Origin of the sequence: uncultured Actinobacillus sp., assembly GCF_945915845.1 — a bacterium.
GTDB lineage: Bacteria > Pseudomonadota > Gammaproteobacteria > Enterobacterales > Pasteurellaceae > Exercitatus.
This window is the reverse complement of record NZ_CAMEFX010000046.1, coordinates 1-14,433: the sequence shown is the minus strand read 5'-3', so window position 1 is coordinate 14,433 and position 14,433 is coordinate 1. Positions and strand designations below refer to the sequence as shown.

Below are 14,433 nucleotides of genomic sequence, written 5' to 3'. Positions count from 1 at the left end.
CCAATAATCATATTCAGTTCAGATGAAATTTCATCATCACCTTGCCAAGGCTTAAATACACATTCGATAGACCAAAAACGTATATCTTTCGTCTCAGCAAATAGCTCATTTAATGCCTGCAAACGCGTATTACCGCCATCGGCGATAGTGTAAAAATCATCCCCTGGGCGTTGCGTAATGTTAGGTGCGTGATCTAAACCACGAGATTTAATTGAAGCCTTAATTTCTTCGTAGGCGGGATTTTTTGTTCTACGTGGGTTGCCTTCATAAGGTTTTAATTTATCTAGCGTTACGGTAATTAAACGCTTTTTATTTAAATCTACCGCAGTGGGCTGATCTGAAATTTGTACTTGTTGATAAATGGGCGAACTACTAGTGATCGCAGGCGTATTTAATGCAGCCATCATTGATTTAGCTCGTTCTTCACGTGATTTTGAATTAAAAAGTGCCATAATGATTATTCTCTCGCTAATTTTTCATATTCATCATCAGGAATATTCTCAAATAAAGAAAATTCCCCTTGAAATCGACTATATACAGTACCGATTGGGCCGTTCCGTTGTTTAGCAATAATGATTTCTGCAATGCCATTCATCTCTGTTTCAGGGTTATAAACTTCATCGCGATAAATGAAGAAAATGATGTCAGCATCCTGTTCTAATGAGCCTGAGTCTCGTAAATCAGATGGTAGAGGGCGTTTATCACCACGATTTTCAAGGTTTCGATTTAACTGTGATAAGGCGATAACAGGACAGCCAACTTCTTTCGCGAGCTGCTTTAATGAGCGAGAAATACTTTCAATTTCTAAATTACGGTTTTTATTACCACTAAAGGCAGGATCGTGCATAAGCTGTAAATAATCGATAATAATGACCGATGGTGTACCATATTTACGGATATTTCTTCTTACGCGCGTGCGCAACATTTGTGGAGTGAGATAGCTCGAGTCGTCAAGTTGAAAACGTGCATTTCCCCAGTTTTCACAAAAATGAGAAATGGCTGCACCATAACGCGCCATATCTTCATCACTCATCGTAACGCCTTGTTTTACACGTTGTAACGGTACGCGAGAATGCAATGACAAAAGGCGCAACATAATTTGCTCCGCTGGCATTTCAAGGCTGTAATATTGGATTGGGCGTGTTTTTTGTGTCTCCAATGCACTATATGCAAATGTGAGCGAAAGTGCGGTTTTTCCCATAGATGGTCTGGCTGCAACAAGAATGAGCTCACCATCTTGCGCACCAGTGGTGTTAGCGTCTAAACGTTCGATACCAAAAGATATGCCACTAACGACAGAACCTGTCATGGTATTTTGTTCCATTCTTTTCAAAATGGAGTCAATCACATCCATTAAATCCGCATTGGTTTCGGTTTGTGCTTCATTTAAGGTTAAATCCGTGAGAGCTTTTTCCGTGTTACTGATAATGGTGTCAATTTGCTCTTGTGATTTTGCCACGCAAACTTCTGCACATAATTGGTGACCAAGTGCATATAATTGACGAGACTGGCTTGAACGGCGCACAATATTCGCGTAAGTGGTAATATTTGCCGCAGTTGGCGTGCTTTTGGCGATTTCAGCTAAATAAGCCAAGCCGCCTACTTCATTCAGTTTCTTTTCTTCTTGTAACGTTCTTTCCAGTGTTAACAGATCGACAGGAATATTAGCCGACAACATTTTTGTTATTGTCGTAAAAATGATTTTATGTGCAGCAAAATAGAAGTTTTGCGCGCTAATAATAGGGGATACTTCATCCCACAATTCATTATCAAGCAACAAACTGCCTATGACTGCACATTCTGCTTCCATGGAATAATTTTCAACAGAATTTGACATACTTTCCCCCTTATTTTTACTGATTAAAACGGTCAGTCCATTGCGGGAAGAGTAGCGTGCATAACTGTTGAATATTTTGTTTTTCTTTCTCGCTATGACGATGAACAGGCAAAGCAAGGCTTGCTGCTTCACGGTATGCAACGCGAGATGGGATAGAAAAATCCAGTAAGGTTAAGTTGGAATCGGAATATTGTTCAAAAAGCTGTTGCAATCCTGATACAACATTTTTGGCATCGGTGGTTCTATCTAAACAATTAATAACCGCTTTGACAGGCGGAAGGGTAAAACCAAATTTTGTCCATGTTTGGAGTTGTTGATAAAGTCCAACAGTGCCGCGCATAAATTCACGAGCGGATAATAATTCAGGTTTTAACGGTGATAAAACGAGATCACTGGCCAAAACCGACATATCGACAGTGATACCACTTGTACCGCGTGTATCAATAATGATTAAGTCATAACCTTTGATTTCTGAGATTACATCCGTAAAACGCAACATGCCATCTGGCGCATTACGTAAATAAGTTGTAATGGCATCGGTAGGGTCGTTAGATTGGATAATATCAAGGTTCTCAAATTCAGTCTGAGAGATGATAAGCTCAGGCGTTACCACACGCTGGGTGAGAAATTCAAACAATCCCTGCGGTGCAGTATAGTTAAGATGATAATAAGAAGATAAAGTAGGTTGCGAATCCGTATCGATCATTAAAGTACGAATACCATGATCTGCACAAAATGCGCCAATATTTGCAACGTTAGTTGATTTTGTTACACCACCTTTAGTGGACATGACAGTAACAATAAAAGAATGGTCTTGATGGGTCATAATTAATATCCTATTCGTTAAGAATGAATATCAAAAATTTACCTAACTAAGCCACACAGAATAGAAGATTTGAAATGGTGCCCGAGGCCAGACTTGAACTGGCACGCCCCGAAAGGCGAGGGATTTTAAATCCCTTGCGTCTACCGATTCCGCCACTCGGGCACAACGCATTTTCTTGATTTAAGAATGGAGCGGGAAACGAGGCTCGAACTCGCGACCCCGACCTTGGCAAGGTCGTGCTCTACCAACTGAGCTATTCCCGCATTGTATTCAACTTGTCGCTTTTTATTTATTTCGCTTCATGTCGTCAACGAGTGCGCATTTTACGGATTTAAGCTCAACTGTCAAATAGAAATTTTAAAAAAATGTTTATTTGCCTAAAAATGGTACAATTGGTTCAATTTAACACCAAATTGGGTGTGTGAAATTCTTTAATTACAATATGCTTAAATTCGCGTATAATGCCCCGACATAAAAAGTGCGGTTAAAATTGCGCATTTTTACTCACAAAGGAAAATAAAATGACATTATCAACAAAACAAAAACAATATTTAAAAGGCTTGGCTCATCACCTAAACCCGGTTGTAATGCTTGGCGGTAATGGATTAACGGAAGGTGTTTTAGCCGAAATTGATCACGCGTTGTCTCATCATGAACTGATTAAAGTCAAAGTGGCCGGTGCAGATCGTGAAACAAAACAATTAATTATTGATGCGATTGTTCGTGAGACACAAGCGGAAGCTGTGCAAACCATTGGGCATGTGGTTGTGCTATATCGCGAAAGTGAAGAAAAGAAAATTACCCTTCCACGTAAATAATTTCTACCTCAAAAACTCACGCATTTTGTGAGTTTTTATATTCATAGAGCGGATATTATGCAACAAAACGATCACACCCACAAATTAGAAGATATTATTTCCATTTTTAACACCTGCTTTGCCGATGAATTTAATACTCGCTTAATAAAAGGTGGCGATGAACCGATTTATATTCCGGCCAACTATAAATCAGAAGGCTACGAGGTATTGCCCTACCATGCCATTTATTTTGCTCGCGGTTTTTATAGCAGTGCGTTGCACGAAATCGCCCACTGGCTAGTTGCCGGAGCAGAACGCCGTAAATTAGAAGATTTTGGTTATTGGTATGAGCCTGACGGTCGCTCTGCTGAGCGTCAACGAGATTTTGAAAAAGTAGAAGTGAAACCACAAGCGATAGAGTGGGTACTCGCAACTGCAGCAGGTTTTCGTTATTTTGCCAGTGCAGACAATCTAAACGGTAATCCTGGTGATGCAACACCGTTTAAACAAGCCGTTTATGCACAAGTGAAAGAATATGCTGAACGCGGTTATTTACCTAAACGAGCAGAAAAATTACGTCAAGCGTTAGCGAATTTTTATGGTACAGAAAATACCATTAATTTAACGCAGTTTGATATTACAAAAATTTAATTGAGAGGGAAAAATGAAAAAATCAACATTAGCTATTGCTATTATTGCAGGATTAGGAATCCTTTGGACAGGTGGCGCTTACTATACAGGACAAAAAGCGGAAACTGAAATACAAGCACTTTTTGAGAAAGATAATCAAGAAATCCGTAAAGTATTCTCAACAAGAGGAATTCCGTTACAAATCGCCAATACCAATTTGAAATTTGAGCGCGGTATCTTTAGCTCTGATATTTCTTATGATATAGAAATCACTGCAGAAAATGGCGAAAAAACCGTTTTACCTTTTTCAGGAACATTCTATCATGGGCCGTTGCCATTAAATTTAGTAAAAAAATTCAATTTTATTCCAGCTATGTTTTCTGTTGATGCCACACTATTAAAAAACGTACAAACAGAAAAATGGTTTGCCAATAATAGCCATCCATTTACCACTGAATTAACTTTCGGTTATGACAAAAATTTTAAAGGGAAATTTATCTCAAAATTAAATGGGGTCATACATGAAAAGGCCAAATTAACTTTAGATATGCAAAGTGACTCTGAAGGTAATTATCAACAGACTGGAAAAATCAGTTTAAATATAAAAGAACTTAATATTCAAAATACCGAATTAAATGATGCAAGTGTATTAGCGATGAATGATGCAAAAATAGAAATTCATGGCGAAAAACCGACAGGTAATTTTAACTATTTAGCCAATAGTTCTATTATATTTAATGCAGAAAAAATTGCACTTAATGCTATTGATTCTCAAGGTGAAGAAATTAGTCTTAATACTAAAAATACGGAATTTAAATATCAATTAGCGGTAAAAGATCAATTTGTTGATTATGCCTTAGCTTATAAACTTGATAATATTAATTTTAATGGCCTTGAGATTGGCAAATTACAAAGTGATATAGAAGCCAATCATATTTATGCTGATGCAGTAGAAAAATCTATAGAGAATTATTTAAATTATCAGGGTGTAGTTCCGCCAGAAGTATCGCAAGAAGTTGGTTTAACCGTAATCACTAACGAACCACAATTAAAAGAAAAAGGCTTTAAATTTGAGCGTGAAAGTGGTCAATTCTCTGCGGATTTAGATATTCATTTAGCTAAATTAGATATAACAAAACTTAATCAGAACGCCAATTTATTAAGCTTATTTAAAAATTTCACCATTAATGCTTCTTTAGATAAAGCTTTATTCCTTGATGTTGTTTCTCAAGTTGCACAACATGAAGAACAGCTCACTAAAGAAGAGGCGGATAAACAAGCGCAAATAATGTTAGATAAGTTTATTCATGATGGCGTTAAAAACCATATTCTTGTAGAAGACGGTAATAAATTGAAATTAAATGCAAAAATTGAAGGGGAATATCTAAACTTCAATGGTCAAAAAATTTCAAACCAAGAATTACAAGGAATGTTATTCTTATTCATGTTAGGAATGGGGAATTTCTAAGTCTGCACAAGATAGTGCGGTCAAAAATATTAGGATTTTTGACCGCACTTTTTTTGATTACTGCTCGGCAATCACATTCAACACGCGCTTATCCGAAATCGGATATTTCGTACCTAATTGTTGCGCAAATAAACTGACGCGCAATTCTTCTATCATATAGCGAATTTCCAGCACATCTGCGCTCTGTGGTTTGGATTTTGGCAGTTTTGCCAAAAGCTGTTGATACGCCTGTTGACACTGCTCTACGCGAAGCATTGCGGCACGATCTCGGTTCACATCTTGCGCTAATTTGTCAATGCGTTTATCAATCGCTTGCAGATAACGGTGAATATCAGGCAAACGGGCATAGCCTGTTTTAGCCACAAAACTCGGATAAATCAATCCGGCTAATTGGGATTTAATGTCCGACAAAGCAAACGCCATAGTAAAGTCCATTTTGCCTTTCAGTCGCTTATTAATCTCAAAGGTTAAGGTAAGCAGTTTTTCCACTTGCTGCGCAATATCTACCGTCATGTCATTCAGATTTTCGCGCACATAATCACGCAATTTTTCAAAATCCTGTTCGTTCCAAACAAAACCGCCAAAATCCGCAATCAGTTTATCCACCGCACAAGCAATACAATCATCAATTAAATCCAATACTTTGCCAAATGGAGTGAAATATAGCCCTAGCTTAGATTTATTCGGCAATTTTTCGTGCAAATATTTGATGGGTGATGGCACATTGAGCAAAATCAAACGGCGCAATCCTTGTTGCATTGCCACGGATTGCTCATACTCGGTCTCAAATAACTTAATGCCCACCGCTTCTTTTTCATCAATAATCGCCGGAAAAGCTTTGACGGTAAAACCTTGTTTTCTTTGCTCAAATACCGGCGGCAGTGCATCGAAATTCCAAATATGAATACCCGATTGCTCAATGCCGTCATCAGCGACTGCAGAAAGACTTTGTTGAACTTGGTCTTTTAAGCTAAATTTCAGCTCATCCAAATTCATACTTTCCGCAATTTTTTTACCTTTTTCATCAATCACACGGAACGTCATTCTTAAGTGCGGTGCAATTTCTGCCGGTTTCCACTCATCTACTTCTACGCTTACGCCTGTCATGCGGCGAAATTCGTAGCTTAAGGTTTCTACCAATGGCTTATCAAAATTTGTCACCCGCCCTAAAAAAGCCTCCGCATAATTCGGTGCCGGTACAAAATTACGGCGCAAAGATTTTGGTAACGCTTTAATTAAGGCAACGATCAATTCGTGGCGCAAACCCGGGATTTGCCAGTCAAAACCTTGCATTTCAATTTGATTGAGCAACGGCAAGGGAATATGTACCGTCACACCATCCGCATCCGTGCCAGGTTCAAATTGGTAGGTTAATTTTAATTTCAAATTGCCTTGATGCCACCAATTTGGAAAATCCAATTGGCTGACTTTTTGTGCATCATCATTGATTAGAAAAGATTTCTCAAAATTCAATAATTCGGGATCTTTCCCACTCGCCTTTTTCCACCAACTATCAAAATGCTTTTGCGATACCACATCTGTGCCAATTCGTTCATCATAAAATTCAAACAAAGTGCGGTCATCTACCAAAATATCGCGGCGGCGAGATTTATGTTCCAAATCTTCCACTTCACGAATGAGCTTTTGATTTTCAAAGAAAAATTTATGACACGTATTCCAATCCCCTTCCACCAATGCGGATTGAATAAAGATCTCGCGGCTGGTTTTCGGGTCAAGAGAACCGTAATTCACCGCTCGCCCATTCACAATCGGCACACCATACAAACTTACTTTTTCATCTGCCACCACCTGTCCACGGGATTTTGACCAACGTGGCTCCGCATAGGATTTTTTCACTAAATGCTCTGCCAGCGGCTCAATCCATTCAGGGTCGATTTCTGCCACCATTCGCCCCCAAAGTTTGCTGGTTTCCACCAATTCCGCCGCCATGACCCATTTCGGTTGTTTTTTGAAAAGCACCGAATTAGGAAAAATCGCAAAATGGGCATTGCGCGCACCAAGGTAACTTTGTTTTTCGCTCTCTTTTAAACCTATGTGCGAGAGCAAACCGCTTAAAAGTGCGGTATGAATTTGTTGATATTCTGCGGGTTCCGAATTAATCGGCAAGCCCATTTCGCGTACTGTCAGGCGAATTTGATGATAAATATCTTGCCATTCGCGAATGCGCAAATAGTTCAAGTAATCCTTTTGGCATTGGCGGCGAAATTGATTTTTACTCAAGGCTTTTTGCTGTTCTTGAATATAATGCCATAAATTCAAAAACGCCAAGAAATCGGATTTTTTATCAGCAAAACGGCGGTGTTTTTCATCACTGGCTTGCTGCTTTTCTTGTGGACGTTCACGCGGATCTTGTATAGATAACGCTGCCACAATAATCATCACTTCGTGAACTGCGCCCAAATTCACCGCACTTAACAACATTTTGGCAAGGCGTGGATCGACAGGTAATTGAGCAAGTTGCTTACCTTGCGCCGTTAATTGTCGTTTTTCACCAAATTTAGTGGATTTAAATTCAAACGCCCCTAATTCTTCCAACAATTTTATGCCATCTTGAATATGACGCTTATCAGGCGCATCCACAAAAGGAAAGGCTTGAATATCGTCCAGCCCAAGAGCCGTCATTTGCAAAATCACGGACGCCAAATTAGTACGCAAAATTTCAGGATCGGTAAACTCAGGACGATTGTTAAAATCCTCCTCCGAGTACAAGCGAATACAAATCCCTTCTGACACACGTCCGCAACGGCCTTTACGCTGATTGGCAGAAGCTTGCGAGATGGGTTCAATAGGCAAACGTTGCACTTTGGTGCGGTAACTATAGCGAGAAATTCGCGCCGTTCCGGGATCGATAACATATTTTATTCCCGGTACAGTCAAGGAAGTTTCCGCCACATTTGTGGCAAGAACGATACGATTTAGTCCACTTGGATGGAATATTTTATTTTGTTCTTGTGCTGATAAGCGCGCAAAGAGCGGTAGAATTTCCGTGTGTTTTAAATCTTGTTTTTCTAAGGCTTCAGCAGTATCACGAATTTCTCGTTCGCCACTTAAGAAAATTAAAATATCCCCTCGCCCTTCCGCTTGTAATTCATCTACCGCATTTAAAATGCTTTGCAGTTGATCCTGCTCGCTTTCTTCATCCTTCAACTCCACAATTGGGCGATAACGCACTTCCACCGGGTAAGTTCGCCCTGAAACTTCGATAATCGGCGCGTTATTAAAATGGCGTGAAAAACGTTCTACATCAATGGTGGCTGATGTAATGATCACTTTAAGATCAGGACGGCGCGGTAAAAGCTGTTTCAGATAACCTAAAATAAAATCGTTATTGAGACTGCGTTCGTGCGCTTCGTCAATAATTAAGGTGTCGTATTGATTTAAAAAACGATCTGTCTGGATTTCAGCCAATAAAATCCCATCAGTCATCAGTTTAACTTGGGTCTGCTCGCTGATTTGATCATTAAAACGCACCTTGTAACCCACCATGCCGCCGAGTTCGGTGTTCAATTCTTCCGCAATACGCATCGCGACCGAACGTGCCGCAATTCGGCGTGGTTGAGTATGACCAATCAAGCCTTTTGTGCCTAGCCCCAATTCCAAACACATTTTGGGCAACTGAGTCGTTTTACCTGAACCCGTCTCCCCTGCAATCACCACCACTTGATTTTCGGCGATGAGTTTTTGGATTTCATCTTTACGTTGGCTAACAGGCAAATTCTCAGGAAATTCAATTTTTTTCACCGCACTTTTACGCTGTTCCAATCGCGCTTGCGCTAATTGAATTTGTGCTTGAATGTCTGCCGCTACCGCCTGTTGGCTTTCCGCTTTCTTAATATTGCCCATGCCTTTAATGCGTGCGGACAAACGGCGGTTATCCACATTCATTACATCCACCAGTTCAGCTAAAAGTTGTTTTTGAACAGGTGTTAAAGGCTGTTTATGCTGAAACTTTGCCATATTATTTTACTCCCAATATTAATGACAAAATTCCTGCCGCAATTAATGGTCCTACAGGAATCCCCCCTAAAAATGCCACACCAAGGACTGTACCAATCATTAATCCTGTCAGTAAAATAGGCTGTGACCCCATTAAATTAACGCCACGGCCGGCAAACCAAGCGACTAACATCCCTACACCTAAAGCCAAAAACATTTTCCAGTGAAATAATGACGCCAAACTTGGAATTTGCACTTTACCGGTCACAATGGGTGCCAACACACCAATGGTCAAAATAATGATGCCAATATTCAGTCCATTTTTCTCAAAAAACGGAATATATTTCGATAAAAAGGTTTGTTGCATTAACAGCAATACGGCGGCTGAAATAGTAATCGAACTATTTTGACTCAGCACACCAAGCAAAATAAGAACAACCAATAATAAAGCAATAGAATTAAGCTGAATTGACATAAGATCTCCAAAGTGCGGTTAATTTTGTGAAATTTTTTGAAGAATTATAGCAAATTTTGTAATTCAGCGATTTTTTTATTTGGTTAGAATGACTAGAATAAGCTATAAATCATTAATTGGATAATATTATGGACATTGCGCTTATTCTTGCCGGTAAAATTACCGAACTCACGCTCATTGTATTACTCGGCTATGCATTGGTGAAAAGCAAATTATTAACTTCAAAAGATAGCTATCCCCTTTCTATTATCGGGCTTTATATCATCAGCCCAGCGGTTATGATCAACGCCTTCCAAATTGATTACACTCCTGAATTATTACGCGGTTTACTGCTTTCTTTTTCCATGGCAGTGATTTTGCATATTATTTTAATTATTATCGGTATTCTCCTGAAAAAAACCTTGAAACTCGATCCTATTGAACATGCCGCCTCTATTTATTCTAATTCAGGAAATTTAATTATTCCGTTGGTGATGTCGATGTTTGGACAGGAATGGGTCATTTACGCCACTTGCTTTATTGTTGTACAAACTTTTTTATTTTGGACGCATTGCCGTAGTATTCTTTGTGGTAAAGGGGAACTATCTTTAAGCAAGATTATTAAAAATATCAACATATTATCTATCATAATAGGTGCAACCTTATTTGCCTTTCAAATTAAATTACCTTCGATTATTATTGGTACCATGACCGCTGTAGGTTCCTTTATTGGCCCGAATGCAATGCTGATTGCCGGCATGTTAATTGCCTCTATTCCTATTCGTTCGATACTCTCTTCACGCCGAATTTACTTGGTGACCTTACTACGCTTACTCATTATTCCGATTTGTTTAATGGGGATCATTAAACTCTGTGGTTTTGCCCATTATGCAGAAAACGGCGAAACCATTACAATGATTAGCTTCTTAGCCACCATCAGTCCGGCTGCGGCCACTGTTACACAAATGGCCTTGGTTTATGGCAAAAATGCGCAAAAAGCGAGTGCTATTTATGGCGTGACAACCTTGCTCTGCGTAATGACAATGCCGTTGATTATTGCGCTATATCAACTTATTTAACAAAAAAATCCCAGCTATTACACTGGGATTGGTTGTATTCAAAATGATGAGATTTTCAGCCGCACTTTATGCAATTAGACCAAGTTGGTTAACAATAAATAACAACGCAAAACCTGTTAAGAAAATTAAACCTGCAATTGAAAGCCAAAATAGGCCACCACGCACGCGATGCTCACCTTTTAATACAAGAGATAGGTTTAGGTAAGCAAATAATGGCGCAGATACAAATGAGGCAATCATCGCGAAGTTTAACATGGGTTTTACTGCATTGTTAAAATAAAAAATTAAAGCAAGTCCTGAAAGTGCTGCAACAACGAAAGCCATATTTAAGTAACGAGGTGTACTTTCTTTACGTTTGAGTAACAAACGTAAGCTTTCTACATTGGTACGTGAATAACCGTCAATAACCGTAATCGTTGTACCAAACATGCACATAAAAGCGATAAATGCAATTAAACCACGAGCCCAATCGCCAATTGTTGATGCATACATATTAATCAACTGTGCGATATATTTACCGCCATTTGCCATTTCTACCGCTTCGCCCGAACCGTATTGTACCAATGCACCTAATGCAACAAAAACGAGAGCTAAAATTGCGGTACCAATAAACCCTACGTTGAAATCAAATACACCATCTTCATGCGAAATTTTTGTGAAACGGCGTTTTGCTTGAACCCACATTGAATTAATCGCTGAAATTTCAATTGGAGCAGGCATCCACCCCATTAATGCCACGATAAATCCCAGGCCTAATGCACTCAGGTTCCAAGGTGATGGTTCAATAAAATCAGGCTGAACGACACCATTTACACCATTGCGCATAAAGGCAATTATCACAGCAACCACTGTTGTTACGGTTAGTGAAATCATAATTAGTTTAGATAGGCTGTCTAATATACGATATTTCCCAAGTAATAAAATCGCGGTTGTAACAACAATAACGATTAAACTTAACGTAGGAACAGGCACGGGTTCAGGCAATACAAATGTTAAAATTGCAGCAGTCAGTAATGCAACAGCTGCTGTATTGATAATTGTTGCGACAATATTTAAAAGAAAAAAGAGCCATAGATAGAAACGTCCTTTTTCTTGATAACCCTCAAGCAAAGTTTTACCACTATCGAGCGTATATTGCGCACCGAAACGGAAAAAAGGATATTTAAAAAGATTGGCTACAATAATTAAACCAACAAGTTGCCAGCCATACATTGCGCCGGCTTGCGTTGACATAATAATATGAGAGCCACCAACGGCTGCAGACGCCATTAAGATACCCGGGCCTAGGGCTGATAACTTAGAACGCCATGAAGAAGTTTGAGTGTTCATAAATCTTTCCACTAAAAGTTTACAGTTATAAAGAAATAAGATTGTACTAATCTAGAAAAAATTTACAAATAAAATTTAAAATAACTTAGCAGAATTTTATGAAAGATGAAAAATATGGCTGGGGTACTAGGATTCGAACCTAGGGATGCCGAGATCAAAACCCGGTGCCTTACCGCTTGGCGATACCCCAGTAGAAATGTATTAAAAAGATGAATATTGAATAGATGGCTGGGGTACTAGGATTCGAACCTAGGGATGCCGAGATCAAAACCCGGTGCCTTACCGCTTGGCGATACCCCAATTTAAACCATTATTTTGAATGCAAGCTGATAAATGGTGCGGAAGGAGGGACTTGAACCCACACGCACAGGCGCCAGAACCTAAATCTGGTGCGTCTACCAATTTCGCCACTTCCGCATCAAATTAAAAATAAATATGGTGGCTACAGCGAGATTCGAACTTGCGACCCCAACATTATGAGTGTTGTGCTCTAACCAGCTGAGCTATGTAGCCACGTTTATTTTTATTTTCAAATTTGCGTTACCGTCATCGGCTTTGCGGAGCGTATTATGCTGATTACGCCCCCTCTCGTCAACTCTTTTTTGCAGAAATTTATAAAATCTTGTTTGTTCGCATAGAGATTAAACAATTTGATGTAATTCTAAGCACTTCAATATGACTGCTACCTAGCGAACAAATGGGTTCTGCTGCTTTTCTTGCCCGATTGTCGTTGCCGGCCCATGACCGGCAATCACAATCATGTCATCAGGCAAAGAGTATAATTTAGCACGAATTGAATGCAATAATTCTTCATGATTTCCCCCCGGAAAATCCGTACGTCCAATACTTTGTTTAAATAGCACATCTCCTGAAAAAATCACTTTTTGATTATGTTCAACAAACCCTACATGTCCAGGAGTATGACCGGGTAAATGTTTTACTTCAAATTGATAACCTGCCAGCGTTAAAATTTCACCATCTTGATCTAGCCAACGATCAGGTAAAAAACTATCAATTTCAAATAAACCAAATTGACGAGATTGTTGCGGTAACGCTTGAAACCAATATTCATCTGCATGATGAGGACCAATGATTTCTACTCCAAAATGTGCTTTTAACTGTGGTGCTGCACCTACATGATCTAAATGTCCATGTGTCAACAAAATTGCCTGGAGATTTAGCCCTAATTCTTCAATTCGCTTAATCAGCTTTTGTGCCTCACCACCCGGATCAATAATTGCTGCATTTTTCTCATCATCCCAAATCAAAGAACAATTTTGTTGAAATGCTGTTACAGGAATAATTTCAATATTCATCGTTTAACCTTTTTCTTTCGATTTTAAACAAAAAACCGCACAAAAGTGCGGTCGATTTTTGAACTAATTTAACTCCCCGACCAAGTTCTTACAGGCCCGGTATCCACATGTATAAAATTACTTTGCGGATAAAATCCTACACCACCATTATTTAAACTTTGTGCAGCATGACGGACTTTTGCTAAGGATACGCCATCAATACGAAAATCAATAGCTTGCCCTTTCATATGAAAACTATTACTCGCTACTCCACGACTACGGCGATGCATCGCTGCATTACTTTCAGGCGAACGGTAACCACAGATAATTTGAATTTCAGTATTACGTAAACCTAATAACCCCTGTACACGATAAAGTTTGCTAAATAACTTCGGATCCATTGGGCGTGTCTTATTATTGCGTTTATCGCGCATAAACCAAGTCAATTTGCGTAATGCCTTAGCATCAAACCCTTTAACTTCGTGAAACACTGAATTGAAATACTCGCCGGTATTTATATTATGCATGCGCAAAATACGCGGTTTAGGCGTTGAAACTGCCGCTAAAAGCTGCGAGGGAAACATTGCACTCACACCCAACGTAATTCCCCCCAAAGCAAGCCATTTACGGCGGCTATGGTTAATTTCTGTCATAAAAGTTCCCTTCCTTTATAAATTTAGGCTCTATTTATTCTTCTATAAAAGCCCTAGGGTCTGTTTATCTTTCAATAAAAGGCTGCGGCGGAGCTTATTTTTTGCCCA

Annotated in this window: 12 protein-coding genes and 6 tRNA genes; 4 read left to right on the top strand and 14 right to left on the bottom strand. The window is 39.2% G+C overall.

Annotated features, from left to right (window positions below; genetic code table 11):
* The 5 genes from Q0O89_RS09090 to Q0O89_RS09070 all read right to left on the bottom strand — a co-directional run.
* Nucleotides 1-452: ParB family protein (locus tag Q0O89_RS09090; protein WP_293731405.1), on the bottom strand; the 452-nt coding region annotated here is incomplete at its 3' end.
* Nucleotides 453-457: 5 nt separating this feature from the next.
* Entirely contained in the window at nt 458-1,837 is a 1,380-nt protein-coding gene (gene dnaB / locus Q0O89_RS09085; protein WP_293731404.1) for a replicative DNA helicase, read from the bottom strand.
* 16 nt (nt 1,838-1,853) lie between these two features.
* Complete coding sequence (locus Q0O89_RS09080; RefSeq protein WP_273402334.1) at nt 1,854-2,663, bottom strand: ParA family protein; 810 nt, start codon at nt 2,661-2,663, stop codon at nt 1,854-1,856.
* Nucleotides 2,664-2,738: 75 nt separating this feature from the next.
* A tRNA-Leu gene (locus Q0O89_RS09075) sits at nt 2,739-2,825 on the bottom strand.
* Nucleotides 2,826-2,850: 25 nt separating this feature from the next.
* Nucleotides 2,851-2,926 (bottom strand) — tRNA-Gly (locus tag Q0O89_RS09070).
* A 258-nt stretch (nt 2,927-3,184) separates the two neighbouring features.
* Here Q0O89_RS09070 and yhbY point away from each other — a divergent pair.
* Genes yhbY through Q0O89_RS09055 form a run of 3 tightly spaced genes read left to right on the top strand, consistent with a single transcriptional unit; the run spans nt 3,185 to nt 5,558 of the window.
* On the top strand, nt 3,185-3,481 hold the full coding sequence (gene yhbY, locus Q0O89_RS09065) for a ribosome assembly RNA-binding protein YhbY (RefSeq protein ID WP_293731403.1): 297 nt from the start codon (nt 3,185-3,187) through the stop codon (nt 3,479-3,481).
* A 57-nt stretch (nt 3,482-3,538) separates the two neighbouring features.
* On the top strand, nt 3,539-4,111 hold the full coding sequence (locus Q0O89_RS09060; RefSeq protein WP_293731402.1) for an elongation factor P hydroxylase: 573 nt from the start codon (nt 3,539-3,541) through the stop codon (nt 4,109-4,111).
* A gap of 13 nt (nt 4,112-4,124) precedes the next feature.
* Entirely contained in the window at nt 4,125-5,558 is a 1,434-nt protein-coding gene (locus Q0O89_RS09055) for a YdgA family protein (protein WP_293731401.1), read from the top strand.
* Nucleotides 5,559-5,615: 57 nt separating this feature from the next.
* On the opposite strand, the gene hrpA is transcribed toward Q0O89_RS09055, so the two are convergent.
* Complete coding sequence (hrpA, locus tag Q0O89_RS09050) at nt 5,616-9,536, bottom strand: ATP-dependent RNA helicase HrpA (RefSeq protein WP_293731400.1); 3,921 nt, start codon at nt 9,534-9,536, stop codon at nt 5,616-5,618.
* A 1-nt stretch (nt 9,537) separates the two neighbouring features.
* Entirely contained in the window at nt 9,538-9,990 is a 453-nt protein-coding gene (locus Q0O89_RS09045) for a DUF441 domain-containing protein (protein ID WP_293731399.1), read from the bottom strand.
* A 128-nt stretch (nt 9,991-10,118) separates the two neighbouring features.
* Here Q0O89_RS09045 and Q0O89_RS09040 point away from each other — a divergent pair, with 128 nt between their 5' ends.
* A complete protein-coding gene (locus Q0O89_RS09040) occupies nt 10,119-11,048 on the top strand; it encodes an AEC family transporter (RefSeq protein WP_293731398.1) in 930 nt (309 codons plus the stop codon).
* A 66-nt stretch (nt 11,049-11,114) separates the two neighbouring features.
* Here Q0O89_RS09040 and Q0O89_RS09035 read toward each other — a convergent pair whose 3' ends face one another.
* The 7 genes from Q0O89_RS09035 to Q0O89_RS09005 all read right to left on the bottom strand — a co-directional run bounded on the left by Q0O89_RS09035 (nt 11,115) and on the right by Q0O89_RS09005 (nt 14,325).
* The gene (locus Q0O89_RS09035; protein ID WP_293731397.1) at nt 11,115-12,377 is read right to left on the bottom strand and encodes an Nramp family divalent metal transporter; all 1,263 of its coding nucleotides are present in this window, start codon (nt 12,375-12,377) and stop codon (nt 11,115-11,117) included.
* 115 nt (nt 12,378-12,492) lie between these two features.
* Nucleotides 12,493-12,567 (bottom strand) — tRNA-Gln (locus tag Q0O89_RS09030).
* Nucleotides 12,568-12,602: 35 nt separating this feature from the next.
* Nucleotides 12,603-12,677, bottom strand: a tRNA-Gln gene (locus Q0O89_RS09025).
* Between the two features lie 34 nt (nt 12,678-12,711).
* Nucleotides 12,712-12,794: transfer RNA gene (locus Q0O89_RS09020), tRNA-Leu, on the bottom strand.
* 19 nt (nt 12,795-12,813) lie between these two features.
* Nucleotides 12,814-12,890, bottom strand: a tRNA-Met gene (locus tag Q0O89_RS09015).
* A 173-nt stretch (nt 12,891-13,063) separates the two neighbouring features.
* Nucleotides 13,064-13,693: an MBL fold metallo-hydrolase gene (locus tag Q0O89_RS09010; RefSeq protein WP_293731396.1), complete on the bottom strand. Its 630-nt coding sequence runs from the start codon at nt 13,691-13,693 to the stop codon at nt 13,064-13,066.
* Nucleotides 13,694-13,761: 68 nt separating this feature from the next.
* Complete coding sequence (locus Q0O89_RS09005) at nt 13,762-14,325, bottom strand: YcbK family protein (RefSeq protein WP_293731395.1); 564 nt, start codon at nt 14,323-14,325, stop codon at nt 13,762-13,764.
* Between the last annotated feature and the right edge of the window lie 108 nt (nt 14,326-14,433).